This is a genomic window from Pseudomonas syringae, assembly GCF_021605415.1.
GTDB lineage: Bacteria > Pseudomonadota > Gammaproteobacteria > Pseudomonadales > Pseudomonadaceae > Aquipseudomonas > Aquipseudomonas syringae_S.
The window spans coordinates 117851-140554 of the sequence record NZ_WKEQ01000012.1 but is presented as its reverse complement, the minus strand read 5'-3'; the positions used below and the strand labels follow the sequence as shown (position 1 = coordinate 140554).

At 61.7% G+C, this 22704-nt stretch carries 19 protein-coding genes; 4 read left to right on the top strand and 15 right to left on the bottom strand.

Annotated elements, in window-relative coordinates:
- Window positions 1–7: 7 nt before the first annotated feature.
- Window positions 8–559, bottom strand: coding sequence for a cytochrome b (locus tag GIW69_RS11420; RefSeq protein WP_236482573.1), 552 nt, complete (start codon window positions 557–559; stop codon window positions 8–10).
- 329 nt (window positions 560–888) lie between these two features.
- Between GIW69_RS11420 and GIW69_RS11415 the strand changes: the two genes are divergently transcribed.
- Window positions 889–1386, top strand: a complete 498-nt coding sequence (locus tag GIW69_RS11415) for a hypothetical protein (protein ID WP_236482571.1) — start codon at window positions 889–891, stop codon at window positions 1384–1386.
- A 347-nt stretch (window positions 1387–1733) separates the two neighbouring features.
- On the opposite strand, the gene GIW69_RS11410 is transcribed toward GIW69_RS11415, so the two are convergent.
- Entirely contained in the window at window positions 1734–3500 is a 1767-nt protein-coding gene (locus GIW69_RS11410) for a flavin monoamine oxidase family protein (protein WP_236482570.1), read from the bottom strand.
- A 222-nt stretch (window positions 3501–3722) separates the two neighbouring features.
- Here GIW69_RS11410 and GIW69_RS11405 point away from each other — a divergent pair, with 222 nt between their 5' ends.
- Together GIW69_RS11405 and GIW69_RS11400 are read left to right on the top strand one after the other, a co-directional pair.
- Complete coding sequence (locus GIW69_RS11405) at window positions 3723–5129, top strand: adenosylmethionine--8-amino-7-oxononanoate transaminase (protein WP_236482568.1); 1407 nt, start codon at window positions 3723–3725, stop codon at window positions 5127–5129.
- A 133-nt stretch (window positions 5130–5262) separates the two neighbouring features.
- Window positions 5263–5982 carry a 16S rRNA (uracil(1498)-N(3))-methyltransferase gene (locus GIW69_RS11400; protein WP_236482566.1) on the top strand — a complete coding sequence of 240 codons (720 nt, stop codon included), beginning with the start codon at window positions 5263–5265 and terminating at the stop codon, window positions 5980–5982.
- A 92-nt stretch (window positions 5983–6074) separates the two neighbouring features.
- On the opposite strand, the gene trhA is transcribed toward GIW69_RS11400, so the two are convergent.
- A complete protein-coding gene (gene trhA / locus GIW69_RS11395; RefSeq protein ID WP_236482564.1) occupies window positions 6075–6692 on the bottom strand; it encodes a PAQR family membrane homeostasis protein TrhA in 618 nt (205 codons plus the stop codon).
- Between the two features lie 216 nt (window positions 6693–6908).
- Between trhA and GIW69_RS11390 the strand changes: the two genes are divergently transcribed.
- Window positions 6909–7823, top strand: a complete 915-nt coding sequence (locus GIW69_RS11390; protein ID WP_236482562.1) for a LysR family transcriptional regulator — start codon at window positions 6909–6911, stop codon at window positions 7821–7823.
- A gap of 138 nt (window positions 7824–7961) precedes the next feature.
- Here the strand turns inward: GIW69_RS11390 and madM are convergent, their stop codons facing one another.
- The 12 genes from madM to GIW69_RS11330 form a co-directional block, all read right to left on the bottom strand.
- Complete coding sequence (gene madM / locus GIW69_RS11385) at window positions 7962–8726, bottom strand: malonate transporter subunit MadM (protein ID WP_236482560.1); 765 nt, start codon at window positions 8724–8726, stop codon at window positions 7962–7964.
- A gap of 5 nt (window positions 8727–8731) precedes the next feature.
- Entirely contained in the window at window positions 8732–9124 is a 393-nt protein-coding gene (gene madL / locus GIW69_RS11380; RefSeq protein ID WP_236482558.1) for a malonate transporter subunit MadL, read from the bottom strand.
- 66 nt (window positions 9125–9190) lie between these two features.
- Window positions 9191–10111, bottom strand: a complete 921-nt coding sequence (gene mdcH, locus GIW69_RS11375) for a malonate decarboxylase subunit epsilon (RefSeq protein ID WP_236482557.1) — start codon at window positions 10109–10111, stop codon at window positions 9191–9193.
- Window positions 10108–10728 (bottom strand): malonate decarboxylase holo-ACP synthase, encoded by a 621-nt coding sequence (locus GIW69_RS11370; protein ID WP_236482555.1) that lies wholly within the window; start codon window positions 10726–10728, stop codon window positions 10108–10110. The genes mdcH and GIW69_RS11370 overlap by 4 nt, the downstream gene beginning before the upstream one ends.
- On the bottom strand, window positions 10722–11525 hold the full coding sequence (gene mdcE / locus GIW69_RS11365; protein WP_236482553.1) for a biotin-independent malonate decarboxylase subunit gamma: 804 nt from the start codon (window positions 11523–11525) through the stop codon (window positions 10722–10724). The genes GIW69_RS11370 and mdcE overlap by 7 nt, the downstream gene beginning before the upstream one ends.
- Window positions 11522–12373 carry a biotin-independent malonate decarboxylase subunit beta gene (locus tag GIW69_RS11360; RefSeq protein ID WP_236482552.1) on the bottom strand — a complete coding sequence of 284 codons (852 nt, stop codon included), beginning with the start codon at window positions 12371–12373 and terminating at the stop codon, window positions 11522–11524. The genes mdcE and GIW69_RS11360 overlap by 4 nt, the downstream gene beginning before the upstream one ends.
- Window positions 12366–12665: a malonate decarboxylase subunit delta gene (locus GIW69_RS11355; protein ID WP_236482550.1), complete on the bottom strand. Its 300-nt coding sequence runs from the start codon at window positions 12663–12665 to the stop codon at window positions 12366–12368. The genes GIW69_RS11360 and GIW69_RS11355 overlap by 8 nt, the downstream gene beginning before the upstream one ends.
- Window positions 12665–13537 (bottom strand): triphosphoribosyl-dephospho-CoA synthase, encoded by an 873-nt coding sequence (locus GIW69_RS11350; RefSeq protein WP_236482548.1) that lies wholly within the window; start codon window positions 13535–13537, stop codon window positions 12665–12667. The genes GIW69_RS11355 and GIW69_RS11350 overlap by 1 nt, the downstream gene beginning before the upstream one ends.
- A complete protein-coding gene (mdcA, locus tag GIW69_RS11345) occupies window positions 13537–15207 on the bottom strand; it encodes a malonate decarboxylase subunit alpha (protein ID WP_236482546.1) in 1671 nt (556 codons plus the stop codon). The genes GIW69_RS11350 and mdcA overlap by 1 nt, the downstream gene beginning before the upstream one ends.
- Window positions 15208–15432: 225 nt before the next feature.
- On the bottom strand, window positions 15433–15798 hold the full coding sequence (locus tag GIW69_RS11340) for a DUF6124 family protein (protein WP_236482544.1): 366 nt from the start codon (window positions 15796–15798) through the stop codon (window positions 15433–15435).
- Between the two features lie 533 nt (window positions 15799–16331).
- Complete coding sequence (locus tag GIW69_RS11335; RefSeq protein ID WP_236482542.1) at window positions 16332–16802, bottom strand: chemotaxis protein CheW; 471 nt, start codon at window positions 16800–16802, stop codon at window positions 16332–16334.
- Complete coding sequence (locus tag GIW69_RS11330) at window positions 16795–22698, bottom strand: Hpt domain-containing protein (protein ID WP_236482540.1); 5904 nt, start codon at window positions 22696–22698, stop codon at window positions 16795–16797. The genes GIW69_RS11335 and GIW69_RS11330 overlap by 8 nt, the downstream gene beginning before the upstream one ends.
- Between the last annotated feature and the right edge of the window lie 6 nt (window positions 22699–22704).

Sequence of the window (22704 nt, the reverse complement as noted above, 5' to 3'; positions counted from 1 at the left end):
ATGAATTTCAGGCTTTGCGACCGAGCATTCGCGTCAGGGTCACATCACGATCGATAAAGTGGTGCTTCAATGCTGCCAACGCATGGAGACCGGAAAAAATTACCAGCGCCCATGCCAGATAGAAATGAATCACCCCGGCGGTATCTGCCTGATCCGGTAGTCCGGACACCAGTGCAGGGACTTCAAACAGGCCAAACACCGGAATCCCGACACCGTCTGCGGTGGAAATCAGGTAACCGGCAATCATCACGGCGAACAACGCCAGATACAAAAACGCGTGGCCGAATTTGGCGCCCATGCGCGTCATGCGGCTGTAGCTTTGCAGCGTAGACGGCGGCGGGCTGATGAAGCGCCATAACACCCGTAACACCATCACACCGAGCAGCACCAGACCTATGCTCTTGTGCAGATCCGGCGCGTCTTTGCGCCAGGTGCTGTAGTAATCCAGCCCCACCATCCACAGGCCAAGCGCGAACAGTCCGAAGACCGCCAGCGCGACGACCCAATGCATGAAGATGCTGACCCAACCATAGCTTGAAGAAGAGTTACGTAGCTGCATGCCCAAATCCTGTGAGAACTGCGAACCAAGACTAGCGAGTTATCTATCGAATTAAAGCGGAAAATTTTGCTTTGAAATATCGAGAAATACGATGAAGAGTGTTGAACAGGTGAGTTAAGGAAAGATTAAAGGCAATTCTGTCGCCGCGGTAGGCCGTGGACTTGCTCATTTTCTGCTCGTCATCCGGCCGTTTCCTGATCAGAGCAAGCAGCCCTTAACAAATAGATCACATAGCAAAAAATTGTTTCAGCCAAGCAATATATATTGCCACTCGTGTATTTGAACTTGATCAAATGAGCCCTCAACAACTCAATGAACAGGTGAAATATATGGCTATTCGTTATACCCCATTCCAGGCAAATGGCTCACCCGTGTTACCGCCAAATCAAACGATGTCACCGGGGCAATACCTTCAATCCGAAAACGGCCGCTTCCGCTTAATATTGCAGGGCGATGGAAACCTGGTAATTAAAGAAGGTGAAACCGTAGTCTGGATAGCAGATAGCAGTCAGCCTTACAGCAGAACATTACATCAAAAAAGAATGCGCGAGCCTCTACAGTTTGTCATCAGCAACAGTGGCTTTCTTTATGATCCGTCCAGGCGTCGCTTGTGGATTGCCGAAAGCACCCACAGCACTGACAAAGCCCTTTGGTACAACACCTGCCTGGTCGTCCAGGATGATGGGAATTTGGTCATCTACGACCAGCGTTCGGGGAGGCTATGCTGGGCTCGCTATGGGTTCGCTCCTGGACGTATCCCTAAACCCAAGCAAAGATGGATGAAAAACCTGCCGGCCGGCATTCCGGTTTTTGAGTGGATTTTTTAGTCACCCGCAGCTTTCCACTTAGGAGCTTTTAAAGAGTGGAGGCGGCTGCAAGCAATCAGGACTATAGGGATCAATCTTGCACTTATGAGCAAGTTCCGAGTTATGCGCCTTGAGCTTGAATTGGCCATTTATACAGCCAGAGGTTGTTAACAACAAAACCGTCAGCATGAAGATTTTCATGTACTCTCCCGTTTTTTGAAGAGCATAAAACGCAGAATCAGGCCATCTCTACCATTTCATTCCGATTCACTTGTAGGAAGTGTCCGATACATCTGTGTGATGTACCGCTGCCTAACTGATTCAAAAAAAACGCGGCTCTAAAGCCGCGTTTTTTGTTCACCTGAGCCTTACTGCCCCTTGGCCTCGGTGCTTGCCGCTGGTTTCGCCGCCGGTTTGGCCGCTGGCTTCTTCGCCGGTTCAGCCCTCTTCGCCGGAGCCTTTTTCGCTTCGGTTTTTGCCGCAGGCTTTTTCGCCGCAGGCTTGGCCGCTGCTTTCTTGGCTGGCTGAGCTTTCACCGGGGCCGCTGGTTTCGGCGCTTCAACCGGCGCTGGCGCAGGGGCCGGCGTCGGCGCAGGTGCTGGAGTCACGGGGGCAGGAGCAGGCGCAGGGGTCTTCACCGGCTCTGGTTTCTTCTCATCATCCGAACCACCAAACAGGTTGCTGAAGAAGTTGCCCTTCTTCGCCGCCACGGCACCTGCCGCGCCGGCTGCTGCCGCTGGAACCACTTTGGCCGGTTCAAACGACTTGCCGGCCGCCAGGTCTTCAACCTGGCTGGCCGCGCGCTGACCGGTGCGCAGTGCGCCTTCCAGGGTGCCCGGGTACAACGTGTCGGTGTGCTCGCCAGCGAAGGTTACGCGCTGCAACGGACGTTCCCACAGACGCCAGAACTTGCTGATTTGCCCCGGGCCGAATGCCAGGTAAGCGCCCCCCGTCGAAGGATCGGTGCTGTAGCGACGGATTTCATAGCCGGTGAATGAGCCACGGGCCTGTGGATAAAACGCGTGCAGGCGGATCAGCACCTGATCGGCCATTTGCTTGTCGCCGAACGCTTGCATCACGCGGGCATTGTCGCCGGACAAGTTGATCACCACGTTCGCGCCGCCCTTCAGCGCTGGTTCGATCCAGAGCATGCCGAGGCCGGCGTTACTGTAGATCTCGCCCGACATCCGTGCCTTGCTCTCCCACACCGGGTTCTTGAACTTGAGCATGATCTGGTCGCGCCAGCCGTAGTTGGTGCCCTTGATCGCCGCCATGTGCTGGGCATCCAGCGCCGGGGTCAGTTGAATCTTGTTGAGGGCACGCAATGGCACAGCCAGTACGACGTAGTCAGCCTGATAGCCCACCGGGCCAACCTTGACGGTCACGCCGTCCTTGTCCTGGCTGATGGCCGAAACCGGCGAGTTGGTCTTGATGATCTTCAGTTGCTTGACGAATGCCTGAGCCAGCACGGCGCTGCCGCCGACCAGACGCGAAGCGCGCAGGTCACGGTCGGACACGCCACGGTAGACGCGGCTCTGTTGCGCGTAATACAGCAGCGACAGGCGCGACGGCTCGTCGTAATGGGTGCGGATGTCCTGATTGATCAACTGACGCGCGGTGGCCGGCAGGTTCTGCTTGTCGAGCCAGCTCGACACGTTGATCTGATCCAGTGCATGCAAGGTGTTGGTCGCGGCCGGGTTCTGCGGGTCATCGATCGAGCGCGCCAGATCGTCGAGGGTTTTCGCGTAGCGCTTCAAGGCGTCGGCGGTAGCCGGCTGTTTGGTGGCCAGGTCGGCGGCGCTGAAATATTCGCCGTCGATCAGGTAACCCGGTGTACGCACGAATTCCGGCGCCGGCGTGGTGCCGAGCTTGAACGTCGACACGTATTTGTTCAGCACCGGTTGCGTCTTGTCGTTGCCGATCCACTCGCTGGTGGCCATGCCGGAGCGTCCGCCGAGGCTCGACCGGGCTTCGAGCAGGGTGACCTGCCAACCTTTGTTTTGCAGCTCGTAAGCCGCCGTCAGGCCCGACAGGCCGCCGCCGATCACGATCGCGGTTTTATCCTTGGCCAGCGCGGTCACGCTGAACAGCCCCAACATCACCAGCGCACAGGCGCGCAGCCAACCGACAGACATTCAGCGAACTCCGGAAATACACGAGAAAAAAGCAGTTCTTACGGGCCAGACGGCTCAAGAACCGCGAAGAATACGTCAGCCATCAAAACGCCGCCAGCGACGTCTGTCCGCCCAGACAAAGTAGCTCAATCGACACAATGGGTTGTCCCCGCGCGATGCATTGCATAGGCTTGCCCGATTGTTCGCCCGCGCCTGACGCGAGCCGCCTCGAGGAGACTGTAAATGGGCCTGAATAACCAGTGGATGCAACGCGATCTCGCGGTTTTGTGGCATCCCTGCACCCAGATGAAAGACCACGAACAGCTGCCGCTGATCCCGATCAAACGCGGCGAAGGCGTCTGGCTGGAAGACTTCGAAGGCAAGCGCTACCTCGATGCTGTCAGCTCCTGGTGGGTCAATGTGTTCGGCCACGCCAACCCGCGCATCAACCAGCGGATCAAGGATCAGGTCGATCAACTGGAGCATGTGATTCTCGCCGGCTTCAGCCATCAGCCGGTGATCGAGTTGTCCGAGCGTCTGGTGAAGATGACGCCGGAAGGCCTGAACCGGGTGTTCTACGCCGATAACGGTTCGTCCTGCATCGAAGTCGCGCTGAAGATGAGCTTCCACTACTGGCTCAATCGCGGCCAGCCGAATAAAAAGCGCTTCGTCACCCTGACCAACAGCTACCACGGCGAAACCATGGCAGCGATGGCGGTCGGCGACGTGCCACTGTTTACCGAGACGTACAAAGCGCTGCTGATGGACACCATCAAGGTCCCGAGCCCGGATTGCTACCTGCGCCCGCAAGGCATGAGCTGGGAAGAGCACTCGCGCAACATGTTTGCCGCCATGGAACAGACCCTCGCCGAGCACCACGACAGCGTCGCGGCGGTGATCGTCGAGCCGCTGATCCAGGGCGCCGGCGGCATGCGCATGTACCACCCGGTCTACCTCAAGTTGCTGCGCGAGGCATGCGACCGCTACGGCGTGCACCTGATCCACGACGAAATTGCCGTCGGCTTCGGCCGCACCGGGACGATGTTTGCCTGCGAGCAGGCCGGCATCCGTCCAGACTTTTTGTGCCTGTCGAAAGCCCTGACCGGTGGCTACCTGCCGCTGGCGGCGGTGGTGACCACCGACGAGGTCTACAGCGCGTTTTACGACGACTATCCGACCCTGCGCGCCTTCCTTCATTCGCACAGCTACACCGGCAACCCGCTGGCCTGCGCGGCGGCACTGGCGACGCTGGACATCTTCGAAGAAGACAACGTCATCGAGAACAACAAGGCCCTGTCTCAGCGCATGGCGTCGGCGACGGCGCACCTGGTCGATCACGCGAACGTCAGCGAAGTGCGCCAGACCGGCATGGTGCTGGCCATCGAAATGGTCAAGGACAAAGCCACCAAGGAAGCCTATCCGTGGCAGGAACGCCGTGGCTTGAAAGTGTTCCAGCATGCGCTGGAGCGCGGCGCGTTGTTGCGACCGCTGGGCAGCGTGGTGTATTTCCTGCCGCCTTACGTGGTGACGCTGGAGCAGATCGACTTCCTCGCCGAAGTCGCCAGCGAAGGCATCGACATCGCCACCCGCGAGAGCGTGAGTGTGGCGGTGCCGAAAGATTTCCATCCCGGTTTCCGCGATCCGGGCTAAGGGTGACGGCTCGTTCCCACGCTCCGCGTGGGAATGCAGCCCGGGACGCTTCGCGTCCCAACAGCTGACGCAGAGCGTCTGATGAGGCATTCCCACGCAGAGCGTGGGAACGATCCAATTTGAGAGACCCGAAATGAGACTGTCCCGCTTCTTTATCGACGCTCCCCTGAGCATCGGCGAACACGAACTGCCGGAAGCCCAGGCGCATTACATCAGCCGCGTGCTGCGCATGGCCGACGGCGACGCGGTGCAGTTGTTCGACGGTTCCGGGCATGAGTTTCTCGGCTCGCTGAAAGATGTCGGCAAGAAACGCGTCACCGTGCAACTCGACGAACAATTCGCCGGGCAGATCGAATCGCCGCTGCACATCCACCTCGGCCAGGGTCTGTCGCGGGGCGAGCGCATGGACTGGGCGATTCAGAAAGCCACGGAACTGGGCGTCAACGACATCACGCCGATCTTCAGCGACCGCTGCGAAGTCCGTCTGAAGGACGAACGCGCCGACAAACGCTTGCTGCATTGGCGCCAGGTGGCGATCAGCGCGTGCGAGCAATGCGGCCGCTCGCGGGTGCCGGTGATTCATCCGCCGGTATTGCTCGCCGACTGGATCAAACAGACCGAAGCCGATCTGAAACTGGTGCTGCACCCGGTAGCCGAGCCGCTGGTCAGCCACGCCAGGCCTTCGACGCTGGCGTTCCTGATTGGCCCGGAAGGCGGCTTGTCCGACGCCGAAGTCGAACAGGCCAAGGCAAACGGTTTCCACGCCGCCCGCCTCGGCCCACGGGTGCTGCGCACTGAGACTGCGCCAGTGGTGGCGCTGTCAGTTGCCCAACAACTGTGGGGAGATTTCTAAGGCCTCTTCGCGAGCAAGCTTGCACAGGGGATCGCATTCCAATGTGGGAGCTGGCTTGCCAGTTCCCACATTGGAATTGTGCTCAACCGGGGTTAAAGGACATAAAACAGAATCGCCACGAAGTGCAGCAGGCTTCCGGCAATCACAAACAAATGCCAGATCCCGTGGGCATGCCGCAGGCGATGATCCAGCGCAAAAAAGATGATTCCCACCGTGTACAACACGCCGCCCGAGGCCAGCCACGCGAATCCCGTACTGCCCAGCGCTGCGATCAACGGTTTGACCGCCACCAGCACGATCCAGCCCATCACCGCATAGATTACGATCGACAGAATCCGCGCTTCCGAGCGCGGTTTGATTTCTTGCAAGATACCGATCAGCGCCAGCCCCCAGACGATGCCAAACAACGTCCAGCCCCACACGCCACGCAGGGTCACCAGACAGAACGGCGTGTAACTGCCGGCAATAAGCAGGTAGATCGAAAAGTGATCGACCTTCTTCATGATCGCCTTCTTGCGCCCGCGCACGCTGTGATACACCGTCGAGGCGCTGTACAAAACCAGCAGGGTAAATCCGTAAATCGCCACGCTGACGATCTTCCACGGGTCGCCGTCGAGGCTGGCGATCACCACCATCCAGATTCCGCCGACAAACGCGGCCACCGCCCCGACCAGATGCGTCCAGGCGTTCAATCGTTCTCCGTGATACATGTGTTGCCCACCTCAAGTTCATCACTGCAGCGCGCAAGGCTCGGGCCTTGCGCGTAAAAGCGCAATGTTTCTGTTCAACGTTGATCATTCCCACGCTCCGCGTGGGAATGCAGCCGGAACGCACCGCGTTCCTCACCCGATCAAAAGATCGCAGCCTGCGCCAGCGCCTACAGAAACCGCGTATACAATCGAGCGATTCCAATAAGAGTCCGCGCCATGCTGATCGACGAAGAATTGACCCTGAAAAAACTCGAGGTGTTCCTCGCCTTCATGCGCACCGGCAACCTCGCCCGCGCCGCCGCTGAACTGCAAACCAGCAACGTCAGCGTGCACCGCGCCATTCATTCGCTGGAAAGCGCCCTGCGCTGCCCGCTGTTCAAACACGAAGGGCGCAACCTGACGCCGCTGGAAAGCGCTTACGTGCTGGAAGAACGCGCGCAAAAGCTGATCAACGATGTGCTCGAAAGCGTGCGCCTGACCCGTGAAGCCGCCGGGTTCTCCGCCGAACGTTTCAAGCTCGGCTCGCTGTATTCGTTGACGGTGAAGACCGTGCCGCAGCTGATCATGGGCCTGAAAATCCGCCGCAGCGAACTCAACATCGACCTGATCCTCGGCTCCAACATCGACCTGCTCTACAAGCTGAAAAACATGGAAGTCGACGCGATCCTCGTGTCCCTGGACGACAGCGTCAACGACCCGGACTGCGAGCAGATTCCGCTGTTTTCCGATGACATCTTTCTCGCCACCCCGGCCGATTCACGCTTCGCCCAGCGCAGCGAAGTCGACCTCGCCGAGGTGCGCGATGAAACCTTCATCACCCTGACCCAAGGCTTCGCTACCCATCAGGACGGCAACCGGGTGTTCAAACAGGCGGGGTTCGAGCCGAAAGTGGCGATGCAGGTGAATGACATCTTCACGCTGCTGAGCATGGTCAGTTCGGGGGTGGGTTATGCGTTGCTGCCGGGGCGGATTGCGGCGGTGTACGAGAACCGGGTGAAGCTGATCCCGTTGCAGGAAAAGTACCGGTTGCAGCAGCACATCGGCGTGGTGTTTTTAAAAGCCAAAGAGCGCGATCCGAATTTGTTGGCGTTGCTGGCGGAGTGTCGGATGTATGCCAATCGCCAGGCCTGACACCGAGGCGACGCCATCGCTGGCAAGCCCGCTCCCACAGGGTTTTGTGTCGATCAAAAAATCATGCTCTAACACAAAACCTGTGGGAGCTGGCTTGCCAGCGATGGCGTCAGCTCAGACAACAAAACACCAACGCCCTTAGCCCATCAGCCCGCGCATGACCAAAAACAGCACCGACGGCCCAAGCAGACAACCCAGCGCCGTATAGAACGCCGCCGTCAGACAGCCATAAGGCACCAGCTTCGGATCCGTCGCCGCCAACCCGCCGGCCACGCCACTGGAGGTGCCCATCAGGCCACCGAAAATCACTGCGCTGCGTGGGTTGTTCAGGCCGATCATCGGCGCCACGAACGGTGTCATCACCATCACCAGGATCGCCTTGATCAGCCCCGCCGCAATCGACAGCGCCATGACCTCGGAACTCGCGCCAATCGCCGCACCAGTCACCGGGCCAACGATGTACGTCACCGCGCCCGCGCCAATGGTCGTCAGGCTCACCGCATCGGTGTAACCGAACGCCATCGCCACGCCGACACCGGCAATGAACGAGGTGCCTACGCCGACAAACAAGGCCAGCACGCCGACGAACCCGGCGCGCTTGAGTTCATCGACACTCACACCGAACGCCGTCGCAACGATGGCGAAGTCCCGTAGCATGGCGCCGCCGAGCAGGCCGATGCCGGAGAGCAACGGAATGTCCACCACGCCTTTCTGGCCGCCGGTCAACGCGCCGCCGACATACGACAGCAGCAGCCCCAGCAGAATGGCGATGGCCGAACCGTGCAAACGGCCCTTGGTGAAGGTGTTGGACATCCAGTAGGACACCCACATGGTCACGCCGACGATCAGAAACCCGCTGATCAAACCGTAACCGGTGATCGCTTTCATCATGGATTCGTACATGGCGATTACCCCGCAGTCTTGGCTGGAGTGACCGGGGCCGGATCCTTGTTACCCATGCGCGTGAGCACCGGCACCAAGGCAAACGCGATCACCACCGCCGCCGTTCCCGCGAGAATCGCCATCGGCCCGCCCTTCAAGGCACCGTAGACGTTTTGCTGGGCGGCCATGGCGACCACGATTGGAATGTAGATTGCGCTCCAGAACTCCACACCCTGCTCGGTCTTGCCCTTGAGCCAGCCTGTTTTGTTGAGATAACTGCCCAGGCCGATCAGCAGCAGCATCGCGATACCGACACCGCCGACGTTGGCCGGCACGCCGATCAGCTTGCCGAGCAATTCACCGATGAAAATGCCCACCAGCGTACAAAAGGCGAGAAACGCCACACCGTAAATAATCATTGTTGTTGTCCTCAAAGTGCATCGTCGAATGTTGTTTTTGTTGTTCGAAGCTTCAAGTCGGCGGGTTCAGAGGTGGCGGCGGCCCTCCTCACGCAACAGCGCCTGCAAGGTATCGAGCCGCGCACCGTCGAAAGCGATGACGGTGCCCTGCTCGAATACCCGGCGCGCCAGCCCGGTCAGTACGGCACCGGGCGGCAGTTCGATCTGTAGTCGCACGCCTCGCTCGTAGGCGCTTTGCACGGTGCCGCGCCAGTCCACCACGCGGCACATGTTGAAGGCCAGATCCTCACGCAACGCCTCGACCTTGAGCACCGGCCGCGCACGGCTGCCGCTCAAGTAACCGATCTTCGGTGCCTGCAACGGCACCTGGGCGAAGGCCTCGGCGAGGGTCTGCGCCGGGGCGTCCAGCAACGGACAATGCGACGGCACGCTCACTGCCAGACGCTTGGCCAGACCCGCACCGCAACGCCGCGCCAACTCGGCCACGGCGTGCATCGCCGCCTCACTGCCGGCGATTACCACTTGGTTATCGGCATTGATATTGGCCAGATAAACCGGCGTCTCTGCACCGTGAACTTGCGCGAGCAAATCCTCGACCGTCGCCAGTTCCAGACCGATGATCGCGGTCATGCCGTAGCCCTGTGGATACGCCTGCTGCATCAGCTCGCCGCGCAGGCTGACCAAGTGCAGCGCATCACTGAAACTCAAGGCTCCCGCCACCACCGCCGCCGGATAAGCGCCAATGGACAACCCGGCGACGCAGTCCACCGCCAAGCTGTCCTGCAACAAGCGCCGCGAGGCCGCGACCCCGGCGATCAGCAGGCAAAGCTGCACCGCTCGGGTTGCGCGCAAGGCCTCGGCCGAATCCAGCAGCGAGACGTCTTCGCCCAGCGCATCGCTCGCTTCATCGAGGGTTTCCCGAGGCAACGACCGGAGCATGCCCGGTTGCTGCGCACCCTGGCCGGGAAACACCAGAAGACTGCTCACGCCGCTTGCTCCTGCGGGTTCCACGGATCGCTGACCAGACAAGCCTGATGGGCGTTTTTCAGCAGCACCCGCGACGCATTCCCCGCCCACTCACGCAAGGCGACAGCGCCGAACGGCGTTTGCAGTTGCAGGTCGACCCGGCAGGCGGCCTGATCAAAAGCGGCCACCATTTTGCGCGCCTCACTGCGCGTCAGTATTTGCGGTGCGCGCAAGATCAGATCGAGATCGCTGTCGGCATGCATCGCTGCAACGCCGCTCGCCAGTTCAAACCCGGCGCTGCCACTGATGCCCCAGACCCAACCGCAGTCATCGAGCATCGGGCGCAATTGTGCGAGGGCGTGAACCACGGGCAAATCCCGAGGGCTTTCAACCTGGCAAAGCGCTTCCGGACTGACGCGACAGGCGATCGAGCTGACTCGCATGAACGCCGCCAGCCGCTGATCCCGAGTCTGTCCGCGCAAACCGACAGCCACTAATCCTGCAGCGGCCAGCGCACGGCGAACCACCACCGGATGCCCGGCCTCAAGCGATTCGACCGCCCACAACGGCGCGTCCACGGGCAACTGCTCCGGGGTCATGCCCCAGAGCAGATCGTGGGCGAGCACGTCGTTCACCACTGCGCCCTCAACAGTTCACGTACGCGGCTGGAGGCGGCACGATTGCTCGCGCCGAGACGGCTGCTCAAGTCGCGACTGCTGGCCTGCACATCACTGATCGCCAGGCCCAGGCATTCACTCACGCGAACCACATCCTGCGCCGTCGGTTGCTCGATTTGCTCCACCGACAAAGTTTCCCAGAGCAAACCAAGGCTGGCGTAGCTGTCGATGTCATAGGCCATCGGCGGCACGCTCGCCGCCAGTTTTTCCAGTTCTTCAACACTGCGCAACGTCACCCGCGCCGCCGACGCCTTGCCCATGGCGTGCACCATGACGCCCGGGTCACGCAAAGCGATCAAGCGATTGGCCTGATACCCATGGGCGAGAAACGCCCCGGACATTGCCTTGCCCACCAGCAGCGCAATCACCGGATGCCCGGCCAGTCGTGCCCGCGCATAACTGTCTGCCGCACCCGCCAACGCCTGATGAATGCCGAGGGCTTCTTCGCGCCGACCATAGGCCTGACTCGGCACGTCAACAATGGCGATGATCGGGCGTTTCCGGCCTTTGTCGTGATCGGCCGTGATGACGTCGTCGACGGCTTTGGCCAGGCCCCAGCCTTCGAGCAATCCGACTTCGCCATGGCGAGCGCGCGGGAAGCGGTTTTCAGGATCGGCGACCACGGCGAGCAAACGCACGCGCTGATCACCGAGCAACACGTCGGCGGCTTTCAGCGACGGCGGCAGGCCATCGACGGTCGCGGCACCGGCGCTCAAGGCGTTGAACCAGTTCAGGCCCCGCAGGGAATAGCCACTCATGAGCGCTCTCCTTGATACAGATCGCGAACCGTCGACGGCTCGATTTGCGGTTCGGTGTCCAGTTGCGCCAGACGTTGCAGAAACAGCGCCGACTGGCGACTGCGCGGCTGCGCGGGCAAGCCCTGTTGCAGCAACTGGCTGACCTGATTGCGGATCTGCGCAACGTCATCGGCGGCATAGCGATCCACCAGTGCGCTGGCGAAACGTTGCTCGCCACCGGTCAGGCTCCAGATGAACGGCCGGTCACGGGAATCGTATTCTTCGATCCCGGCTTCCTGCTCGATCACCTGCGGGCCGTTGAGGCCCAGGCGTGCTTCCTGTGTCACCAGTAAATAACTGCACAACCCGGCGGCAATCGACATGCCGCCAAAGCAACCGACACTGCCGGCGACCACGCCAACCACCGGTTGGTATTGCTGCAAATCGACAATCGCCGCATGAATATCGGCAATCGCCGCGAGACCAAGATTGGCCTCCTGCAAACGCACGCCACCGGTTTCCAGCAGCAACACGGCGCGGGTCGGAATGCCTTTGCGGTTGTCTTCGGCGGCCAGTTCCAGCGCACCGGAAATCTTCGCCCCGCCGACTTCGCCGAGGCTGCCACCCTGAAACGCGCCTTCGATCGCGGCGATCACCACGGGCAGTCCGTCGATGTTGCCTTTGGCGATGATCACGCCGTCATCGGCCTGGGGCACTACGCCTTGGCGTTCGAGCCACGGCGACATCACACGCTGGAACGGATCGAGCAGTTCGCGAAAGGTGCCGACGTCGAGCAAGGCTTTCGCCCGTTGCCGTGCACCGAGTTCGACGAAGGATTGCTTGTTGAGCAGCGCGGCGTGATCAGTCATGAGCGATCTCCTCGAAGCCTTGCTCCAGACGCAGGCGCACCACGCCCGGGGTCGCGCCGAAATCGTGGATATCGATGGCCATGGCCGGCGGCGTCTGACCGTCGAACATCCGCGCAAACAGGTGCTGCCAGCGCTGCTCGGCGCCGTTGACCGACGTCTGTACGTTGATTGTCAGCTTGCCGGCCAGCCCCGGTTCGATGAGCACTTCCAGATCGCCCGAGCCGACACAGCCCACCAGCGCCCGGCCCCGTGGCGGCTGCCCGGCGGGAAATTCAAAGGATAAGGTTTCCATCAAAACGCTCCCTGAAGGGTGCCGTCGTGCTCGATGCGGTCGAGCAAAAGGGTGGCGGCGAGCAAGTCGGCCGCGCCACCGGGCGAGGCATTCAATGCGATGAGTTGTTGATCGAGTGCGTGCAGGCGACGGCGACCGGCGAGGCTCGCGCTGCCACCGGCATCCAGCACCGCTTGGGCGCCGGCCTGCATGGCCTGTAAGCCTTGTTCACCGGCGCGATAGAGCACGCAGGTGTCGGCCAGGCCGGTCATGATCGCGAGCAAGGCGTCAAGTCGGGCGTTCTGCTCGCCGTGGCCGGCGGCGCGGCTTTTGTTCAGTTGCGGCAGACCCCGTTGCAACACGGACGGAAAGGCCAGTTGCGCTTCTTCTCGGGCACCGCGTGCGCCGTAACGCGCGGCAACTTGTGCTCCGTGGCTGAGTGGGCGCGGGGCGTGACGATCATCGAGCAAGGCCAGACGTGCGGCGCGCAACGCGACAGCGCGGGCGCCGGTGGATTGCGGCTCAAGCGCGGCGGCAGTGACCAACAAACCGAGCGCCCAGATTGCGCCGCGATGAGTGTTCACGCCGTCGGTGGTGGTCATCATGGCGAGTTCACCTTCGCGACCAATGCGCCCGATGCTCTCGCGCAGCGTCACGTTGATCTCACCGGTAACGCCGCCAGCCTCGGCCATTTCCTTGAACGCCGGCCACAACGACAGCGCCGACGCGTGCATCAGGCCCAGGTGCAGATCGGTGTGAGCGCCGTTACCACGACGGTCGACCAGTGCCGGTTTCGGCGACAGATCGGCCTCGTCGATCAATGCGTCCACGGCCAGATCCGCCAGGCGTTCGCTCAGTGACAGCGGTTTCGCTTGCAGGTTGAGTGCGTGCATTACCAGCTCCTGAATTTCGCGGGCGGGTTGTAGAGGCCGCCGGACCACTCGACAAGATCGGCCACGCTCCTGGCCGCGAGCAGTTCGCGGGTGGCGTCGGTGCGGCGGATGCCGAGGTCTTCGGGCAACGCGATGAGGCCTTCGCGGCGCATGCGTTCGGTGTCTTTCGGGTTGTGGCGCAGGCCGATGGCGGTCACCCCGGCGACAGCGGCGATCATCGCCTGACGCTCTTCCAGCGAGCGCGCCTTGTACAGGTAGGCGATGCCTTCTTCGGTGAGCAGGTGGGTGACGTCGTCGCCGTAGATCATGATCGGCGCCAGCGGCATGCCGCTTTTCTTCGCCACTTCCACGGCGTCGAGGGTTTCGACGAAGGTCGGTTTGCCGCCCTCCTGGAACGTCTCGACCATTTGCACCACGAGTTTTTTGCCGCGTTCGAGCATCGGTTGTTCGGCGTCGCCGTGGCGCATGTCGAGCCACGCCGGGGTGCCGTGGCGGCGACCGCGCGGGTCGTGGCCCATGTTCGGCGCACCGCCGAAACCGGCCAGGCGGCCACGGGTTACGGTCGAAGAATGGCCGTCGCCATCGACCTGCAACGTCGCGCCTATGAACAAATCCACCGCGTATTGCCCGGCCAGTTGGCAGACCATGCGGTTGGAACGCAGCGAGCCGTCGCGGCCGGTGAAGAATACGTCCGGGCGCGCGGCGATGTATTTCTCCATGCCCAGTTCGGTGCCGAAACAATGCACGCTTTCGACCCAGCCGCTTTCGATGGCGGGGATCAGCGTCGGGTGCGGATTGAGCGTCCAGTTGCGGCAGATCTTGCCTCTGAGGCCGAGGGATTCGCCGTAGGTCGGCAGGATCAATTCGATGGCGGCGGTGTTGAAACCGATGCCGTGATTGAGCGACTGCACGTTATGTTTTTCGTAGATGCCACGGATCGCCATCATCGCCATCAACACATGCACAGGCTTGATGTGGCGCGGATCGCGGGTGAACAGCGGTTCGATGTAGAACGGCTTGTCGGCGACCACCACAAAGTCGACCCACGAAGCCGGGATGTCCACGCGCGGCAGCTCGCTGACGTCGTCGACCAGTTGATTGACCTGAACGATGACGATGCCGTCGCTGAACGCGGCCGGTTCGATCAATGCCGGGGTGTCTTCGGTGCTGGGGCCGGTGTAGATGTTGCCGGCGCGGTCGGCCATGAAACCGGCCGAGAGCACGACGTTGGGGATCAGATCCACCACCAGTCGTGCGTAGAGTTCGATGTAGGTGTGAATCGCGCCGACTTCCAGCAAGCCGTCTTCAAGCAACTGGCTGATGCGCAGGCTTTGGGTGCCGGCGAAGGAGAAATCGAGCTTGCGGGCGATGCCGCGTTCGAACAGATCCAGATGCTCAGAACGACCGACGCTGGGCATGATCATGTGCAAGTCGTGCAGTTTTTGCGGATCAGCCTTGGCGAGCGAGCGGGACAGGAAATCCGCCTGCTTCTGGTTGTTGCCCTCCAGCACCACACGGTCGCCGGGCAGAATCAGCGCTTCTAGCGCCGCGACGATCTTGTCGGTGGGCAGCACCGCTCCGTCGGCCAGGCCGCGCACCTTGTCGAGACGGCGCTGCTTCTCGTCACGCCGCCGCGTCCAGCGCGAGTCGGGGGATATTGTTGTTGTCATGACCACTCCACGGGTTCGCTGTCGTGGGAGCTACCGTAGGCGTGGTCGGGGAAGGCATCAATCAAGCACGGCGGTGAATCATTACGGTGAGCGTAATGGTCACCGGCCTCATCGCTGGCAAGCCAGCTCCCACAGGGTTATGTGGGCGTTCAAAAACTCATGAATCGCCGCAGATACTGTGGGAGCTGGCTTGCCAGCGATGAGGCCGGTGAACTCACTGAAAAATCAGGCGGTCGGCACCAATCGATCCAACACACGATTAACGGCCATCTCAGCCACCATCACCACCTGAGCAATCCCCTGCACGGTTTTGCGGTGCGTGCCTTCGAGCAGCGCGGCGTGGTTGTTGAGCATGACGGTGGCTGAACCGAGGGTTTCGCTGGCGTCGACCAGCAGGGATTCGGTATCGGCTTCGGGGCTGGCCATGTACAGCGTGTTGGCTTTATAAGGCGCGGCCATGATGTCGGCGGTCGCCGGGCAGAGATAGTGGTCGAGGGCGCGTTCGGCGGCTTCGTGGAGTTTCTTTGAATCGGTGGATTCGTAGGGGGATGTTGGGTCGGTGGGCGGCGGATTTGGGGTTACTTTGAACATGGAAGTGTTCCTCTGTGAAGCCTCACCTTCCCGCTGCTAAACGGTAGGGTGGCGGCTATGCGCAAGTTAGCAGACCGGTCACTCCCAACCCGGCGCACCCGAAGGTGCCAAGCGCACAGCCACCATCAAGCACAGGCAAATGCCTGACCGGATGACACTTATACGACCGGGAGCGAACGAAGCCGGGCTGCTAAACCCGATCACTGCGAATCAGTGACCCGATCCAAGTTACGCAGCAAGCCCCAGAGGCACAAGCCGGCGGATTCTGGCTTAGTGGTAGGCAGCGGCGCAAGGATTTGTAGGCCGGTGGGGCGTAACACCGAGTGTCTTTAAACAGGCGTGCTGCGGGGGTGTTTAATGCGCTGCAAAAAATGGTGATTTGTCTGTCGGCTTTGGGTGCGGCGACTGACGCCTTCGCGAGCAAGCCCGCTCCCACAGGGTTTTGTGTGGTTCACGGATTTGTGCGTCACCGCGGACACTGTGGGAGCTGGCTTGCCAGCGATGAGGCCGGTAAAAGCAACACACACTCCGGATCAGCCCGCCAACCCAGCCTCCACCAACAACCGCTCCAACCCCAACAAATCCGGGACCTTCGCCACTTGTTCGCCGACCTGCACCGCCGCCTGCTCCAGCGCACACAAAGGCACGTCGACATAGCTCAGTTGACTGTCGAGTTTGTACGACCGAGGGATTCCCTGTACCAGCAGCGCAATGAATTTCAACTCCGGCAACCCGCCAAGGGCATTGAGAATGACGATTCGCGCGCGTTCGCCGATGACGATTTTGTTGCCGCACGCCGACTCGAAGCTCAGCAACGGAATCTGCCGCTGCCGCCACATCACTCGCCCCAGATACCACGGCGGTGTGTCCAGATCGAAGGCGCTCGGCTGGTAGTCGATCAACTCGGCCACGGCGACGTTGGGCAGGATCAAGTTGCGATCCGCCAGCGGCAGCAGCAGCCCGGTGAGTTGGCTGGTGCGAGGGTTGTGGCGCCGCTCATGCATGTTTCTTGCTCCACTGGGCGATGCTTTCGAGCAGCACCGATTCCTGATACGGCTTGCCGAGGTAGTCGTTGACGCCAATGGCCATCGCGCGGTCGCGGTGTTTCTGCCCGGTGCGCGAGGTGATCATGATGATCGGCAGGTGTTGCAGACGTTCGTCGCTGCGCACCCGGGTCGCGACTTCAAAGCCGTCCATGCGCGGCATTTCGATGTCGAGCAGCATCACGTCCGGCGTGTGTTCTTCCAGCAGCAACATGGCGTCGACGCCGTCCTTGGCGGTCAGCACTTGCATGCCATGGCGTTCGAGCAGGCGGCTGGTGACCTTGCGCACCGTGACCGAATCGTCGACCACCAGCACCAGCAACGGCTTGTACGGTTCGACCTCGACCTCAAGCCCCGCCGGCCGCCGTGGCGCCCGGGCCTGCATCGCGCGAATCGGCGCCAGCAGATCAAGAATCAGCACCACCCGGCCATCGCCCAGGATCGTCGCGCCGGACACGCCCTGCACCGCCGCGAATTGCGGGCCGAGGCTTTTCACGACGATCTCGCGGGTGCCAGCCATCGCGTCCACCTGCACGGCGATGTGCCGCTCGTTGCATTGCACCAGCAGCACCGGCAGCGCCTGATTCTCGCCGAGCAATGTCGGCCGTGACGCGGTATTGAGCAGTTCGCCGAGGTAGCACAATTCATAGTGCTGGCCGGCGTAGTCGTAGCTCGGCGGATCGAGGCGCAAATACCCTTCCAGATCGTTGGGCAGCACGCGAACGATGCCGTCGATGATGTCGAGCGGAATCGCATATTGATCCTCGCCACACTGCACCATCAGCGCACGGTTGACCGAGACGGTGAACGGCAGGCGAATACGGAAATGCACGCCCTGCCCCGGCACCGAGTCGATGCTCATGCTGCCGCCCAGTTGCCGCACCTCTTCATGCACCACGTCCATGCCAACGCCGCGCCCGGAAATCTGGGTGATTTTTTCGGCAGTCGAGAAACCCGGTTGAAGGATGAATTGCAGCACTTCGCGGTCACTGATGTTGGCGTCCGGCACCAGCAAGCCGCGCTTGATCGCCTTGTTGCGCACCGCCTCCAGCGGCACCCCGGCGCCGTCGTCGCGGATGTCGAAGACGATGTCGCCACCCTCGCGCGACAGGTCGAGAGTGATCCGCCCCTGCGCCGGTTTGCCGGCCGCCAGCCGCGCTTCGGCGGATTCAAGACCGTGATCCACGGCGTTGCGCAGCATGTGTTCCAGCGGCGCGGCCATGCGTTCCAGAACGTTGCGATCCATCTCGCCATCGGCGTTGCCGACGATGAACGCGACGTCTTTGTTCAGCTCTTCGGCGACCTGGCGAACAATGCGCTTGAGGCGCGGCAGCATCCGTTCGAACGGCACCATGCGTGAACGCATCAGGCCTTCTTGCAATTCGGTGTTGATACGGCCCTGCTGTTGCAGCAGGTTTTGCGCATCGCGGTTGCGCCGGTCGAGGGTTTCTTTCAAATCGAGCAAGTCGGATGCCGATTCGAACAGCGCTCGGGACAGCTGCTGCAACTGTGAGTGGCGGTCCATTTCCAGCGGATCGAATTCTTCGTAACCGGAACGTTCGGCATCCACTTGCTGACGGCTGAGAATGCGCCCCTGGGTTTCCGTGTCGAGGCGACGCAACTGGTCGCGCATGCGCTCGATGGTGGTTTCCATTTCATTCAGCGCCACTTGCGCATCGCTGACTTGTTGCTCGATGCGCCCGCGAAAGATCGAGGTTTCCCCGGCGAGATTAACGAGGTCGTCGAGCAGTTCGGCGGACACCTTGACCATGTCGGCGCCGGCGTCGACCACCGGTGCCGCCGGCTCTGCCTTGACCGGCGCCGTCGGCAACGCAACCGGCGGCTCGGGCGTGAGCGAATGACTGAACGTCTGGATCGCGTTAATCAGGCGATCCGCTGGCGGGCACGGCTGGCCGGCGCGCACGCCGTCGAGCATTTGCGCCAGTCGATCCTGGCCGCGCTGCACCAGCGCAAACAGCTCGGCACTGGGTTTCAGCGTGCCGGCCGACAGGCTTTCGTAAAGGTATTCCAGTTCATGGGCGAGGTCGCCAATCGGGCCGATTTCGACCATTCGCGCGCCGCCCTTGAGCGTGTGCAAATCGCGCAACAGCGTTTCGATTTCCTGGCGGTTGCCCGGCTCGGCCTGCCAGCGCAGCAGCGCGGCGCCGGAGCTTTCAATGATGTCGAAGCCTTCTTCGAGAAAAATGTCCAGCAGTTCAGGATCGGCGCCGGGGCCGTCGTGGCTGGCGGTGGATGGCGGGGACTGGGCCGTCTCGGTCTTGCCCGAACGCCATTGCTCGATGGCTTCGACCAGATCTTCTGCCGGGGGCAACGCCTGGTGGTTGCGCAGGTGTTCAAGAAACGCCGCCAAGCGCTGATGGCATTGCTCCAGCAACAAGCCCAATGCCTCGTCGTAACGGTGACGACGATCCGCCAGCCCCTGATAAAGGCCTTCAAGCTCATGGGCGAGATCGCCGACAGCATCGACCTCGGCCATCCGCGCGCCGCCCTTTAGCGTGTGCAAATCACGCTGCAACGATGACAGCGGCGCGGTGTTGTCCGGATCGCTCAGCCAACGATCGAGGGCTTGGGCCGCACTGTCGAGAATGTCCACCGCCTCTTCAAGAAAGATCTCGACAATTTCATCGTCCTGCTCGATGTCGCCGGCGCTGTGCGCCAGCTCCGACGTGACGCTGCCCAGTTCGCGAATGCTCGTCGTGCGGCTGCCGTCGCTGCGGATCAGGCCCATGGCCGAAGGGTCGAGACTCTCGTCGAGCAGTTCGTGCAAGGCACGAATACGTTGCGGTTGCGGAGTGATTTCCTGGCCGGCGGCCAGTTCGTCGAGCATGTTGATCAGCGCTTCGTGGGCGCTTTGCGCTTCGCGGAAAAACCGCTCGCTGACCGCCAGACTGCTTTCTTCCACGGCGCCATAGAGGTCGAGCAAGGCTTCGCAGAGCACGTCCACCGGCAGCAGATCCGCCAGGTGTGCGCCTTCGCCCAGCGTGGTCAATTCATCGAGCAGTGCGCTCAATTCCTGACGCTCGCCGGGGTGCTGTTGCCAGCGTTGCAACAGGCTTTCGGCGTCGAGCAGGATGTCCATGCCTTGAGCGAGGAAGTTGTTGATCAGTTGCGGATCGCGCTTGATGCGCAGGCCGCTGCTGGGCGCGCTGAGGATTGATTCAAGGCGTTCGGCAAGCAGCGCTGCGGCGCGTTCGATCAACGCTTGCGCGCCCGGGATCGGCGCCAATGGATCGTGTTTGAGCTGGCGCAGGCCGACGCGGAACAGGCCTTCGGCTTCCAGCAGAATCTCTACTTCGTCGAGATCCAGATTCATCTGGTGTGCTTTGTATTCCCGCGCCAGTTTATCCAGCGGCGCGGCGAGTTCGGTAATCGGCAGCACGCCGGCCATCGACGCGCTGCCCTTGAGCGTATGCAGCGCTCGTTGCAATTCGTCGCTGGCCGCCAACGGCACATGCTCGGCGGCCTGATCGAGAAAACGGTTGAGGCTGGCCAGATGGATTTCGGCCTCGTTGCGGAAAATCTGCAGTAACAACGGATCGAGCGCGGCGACGTCTTCCACGTCTTCGGCGGCGGGCGGTGCATCACCCTTGGCCAGCGCATGGGCGCGGGCCGCCAGTTGATCGACGTCGTTGCGCTGGCGCTGGGCGTCGTTGGCAAATTCGTCGATCAAGTCGGGCAGCAGATGCAGCGCATCGGCGAGCAATTGCTGCACCGCCGCGACCGTTTCGACGCTGTCTTCGAGCACGCGATTGAGCAGGTTTTCCACCGCCCACGCGAGCTCACCGAGGATCAGCGCACGCACCATGCGCCCGCTGCCCTTCAAGGTGTGAAAGGCGCGACGCAGTTCGCTGAGGGCTTCACGGTCACGGACGTCAGCCGTCCAGCGTGGCAGGTGTTCGCGCAGCACTTGCAGGACTTCCTCGGTTTCTTCGAGGAACACTTCGCGCAGTTCATCGTCCACCGGTTCTTCACCGTCCGGCGGCGGCATCAGGCTGCCGGGCGTAGTCAGCGCCGGCGGGTTGAGCGCCGACACCGGGCTCGCCAGCACATCGGCCAGAGACTGTACTGCGTGCGGATCGTCGAGTGCCTGCACCTCTTGCATCACCAGCGCTTCGCTCGGGCTGAGCACATCTTCGAGCACCGGCACGTGCTGTTCGCTGGGGAAGTAACCGAGGCTCGCCAGCCCCTCTTGCGCCACGTCCAGCAGAGATTCGCCGGGGGCGAGCGGATCGTCGTTCAGGCGCTCCAGATAATATTCGAGGCTGGTGATGACGTCGGCCAGGTGCTCCAGTTGCTGCCAGCCCGGCTCGCGGGAATCGAGCAGCAGATGCTCGCGGATAAACCCGTTGCAAGCCTCGACCAGACTGGCGGCACGGTTCAGCGGAATCATCGCCAGCGCGCCGCGCACCTGCGTCAACAGGGCTGGCAGCGTTTGCAGTTGCTGGCGATCCCAATCGGCGTCGATGTAATCGATGATCATGTCTTTGGCCTGTTGCAGGCAGATACGCGCTTCCTTGATGACGATCTGGTGGATCTGCGTCAGGTCGGTGGTCGGCAGCCGCGCGTCTTCCCGGCTCTCCGGTTCGACTGTGCCGACCATGCCGGCCAGCGTCGCCTCGACATAGAGCAAGGCGCCGGCAACGTCCATCAGGATCGCGTCGTTGGGTTCGCGCTGTCCTTGGGCCAAGCTCAGCACCACCGCCAGTTGATCGATGATGACTTTGCGCGGCTGGCCGAAACCGAGCACCGCGAGGGTGTCGGCGATCTGGCGCAGAGGCGCCAGAAGACTGTCCAGATCCGACGCATGCTGGCGGTCGCTGCGCACGAACAGGTCGAGCCGCTCCTTGACCCGCACCAGTTCCTCGCAAAGTGCCGCGAGCACCGAGCGCATGGCGTCGCGGTCGGGGCCGGCGAGGCGCGCGCGTTCTTCATCGACCATCGCGCTGTCGGGCAACGCGTCGTCCAGGGAGTAGCGGTCTTTCATGGTCAGCATCTGCCCGGTGGGATGTTCGGCCTTGGCAATATAGAACAACAGACTTTTGAGCAGCTCCGGCGGTGGCGGCCGGTTGATACCCGGCATGCCTTGGTCAAGCAAGCGTTTGAGTTCTTTATCCGCATCCTTGAACAGACTGCGCAGGGCCGGGCTGTTGGCGATCTTACCTTCACGCATGCCCTCGACCAGTGCCGAGGCCACTTGCCACAACGGGCTCAGCGGCGCATCGGCGCACAGTGCTTCGAGACGAGTGAACACTTTGGCCAGGTAACCGAGATGCGTCAGGTCGTCCTGTTCACGCAGCAGACCGACCAGGGCCATTTGCAGCGTCTGGCGCAATTTGCGCAGCACATTGGGCAGCTCCGCCGGTTCGAGCAGCGCCAGCGCTTCATCGCTCAACGGCGGCAGCTCGGGCAGTTGCGGGCTGAACAGACTGGTTTCCGACAGCAATGTTTCGCCCCGGGCGCTGCGCAAATCGTTGATCAGCGGCAGCACCACCAGCGGCAAATCACGCCGGGCGCCTTGTACGCGGTCGAGGTAGGTTGGCAACTGGCCGAGGGCTTGCAACAACAGGTGCAAGGCTTCATCGCGATGGTTGACCCGATTCTGTTGCAGCGCCGCGCACAGGTGCTCCATTTCTTCAGCGAGCAATGCCGCGCCGTAGAACTCGACCATTTGCAAACTGCCGTGCACCTGATGGATGCAGGCCAGGCAATCGTCCAGCGCGGGCGACGCCTGCGGGTCATCAAGCACGGCTTCCACCGCCTGATGCGCCTGTTTCAGCGTTTCGGCAATTTCGCCCTTGACCCATTCGAGGGCCACGTAGTCGTGCCGATCGCCCATAACCGC

Excerpts from the sequence above, each read along its gene's own strand:
- madM (WP_236482560.1), bottom strand. The coding sequence starts at position 8,726 with ATGTACGAATCCATGATGAAAGCGATCACCGGTTACGGTTTGATCAGC.
- GIW69_RS11420 (WP_236482573.1), bottom strand. The coding sequence starts at position 559 with ATGCAGCTACGTAACTCTTCTTCAAGCTATGGTTGGGTCAGCATCTTC.
- GIW69_RS11335 (WP_236482542.1), bottom strand. The coding sequence starts at position 16,802 with ATGCATGAGCGGCGCCACAACCCTCGCACCAGCCAACTCACCGGGCTG.
- GIW69_RS11330 (WP_236482540.1), bottom strand. The coding sequence starts at position 22,698 with ATGGGCGATCGGCACGACTACGTGGCCCTCGAATGGGTCAAGGGCGAA.
- GIW69_RS11350 (WP_236482548.1), bottom strand. The coding sequence starts at position 13,537 with ATGCACGCACTCAACCTGCAAGCGAAACCGCTGTCACTGAGCGAACGC.
- GIW69_RS11390 (WP_236482562.1), top strand. The coding sequence starts at position 6,909 with ATGCTGATCGACGAAGAATTGACCCTGAAAAAACTCGAGGTGTTCCTC.
- GIW69_RS11400 (WP_236482566.1), top strand. The coding sequence starts at position 5,263 with ATGAGACTGTCCCGCTTCTTTATCGACGCTCCCCTGAGCATCGGCGAA.
- madL (WP_236482558.1), bottom strand. The coding sequence starts at position 9,124 with ATGATTATTTACGGTGTGGCGTTTCTCGCCTTTTGTACGCTGGTGGGC.
- GIW69_RS11340 (WP_236482544.1), bottom strand. The coding sequence starts at position 15,798 with ATGTTCAAAGTAACCCCAAATCCGCCGCCCACCGACCCAACATCCCCC.
- GIW69_RS11415 (WP_236482571.1), top strand. The coding sequence starts at position 889 with ATGGCTATTCGTTATACCCCATTCCAGGCAAATGGCTCACCCGTGTTA.
- GIW69_RS11410 (WP_236482570.1), bottom strand. The coding sequence starts at position 3,500 with ATGTCTGTCGGTTGGCTGCGCGCCTGTGCGCTGGTGATGTTGGGGCTG.
- GIW69_RS11355 (WP_236482550.1), bottom strand. The coding sequence starts at position 12,665 with ATGGAAACCTTATCCTTTGAATTTCCCGCCGGGCAGCCGCCACGGGGC.
- trhA (WP_236482564.1), bottom strand. The coding sequence starts at position 6,692 with ATGTATCACGGAGAACGATTGAACGCCTGGACGCATCTGGTCGGGGCG.
- GIW69_RS11405 (WP_236482568.1), top strand. The coding sequence starts at position 3,723 with ATGGGCCTGAATAACCAGTGGATGCAACGCGATCTCGCGGTTTTGTGG.
- mdcE (WP_236482553.1), bottom strand. The coding sequence starts at position 11,525 with ATGAGTGGCTATTCCCTGCGGGGCCTGAACTGGTTCAACGCCTTGAGC.
- GIW69_RS11360 (WP_236482552.1), bottom strand. The coding sequence starts at position 12,373 with ATGACTGATCACGCCGCGCTGCTCAACAAGCAATCCTTCGTCGAACTC.
- mdcA (WP_236482546.1), bottom strand. The coding sequence starts at position 15,207 with ATGACAACAACAATATCCCCCGACTCGCGCTGGACGCGGCGGCGTGAC.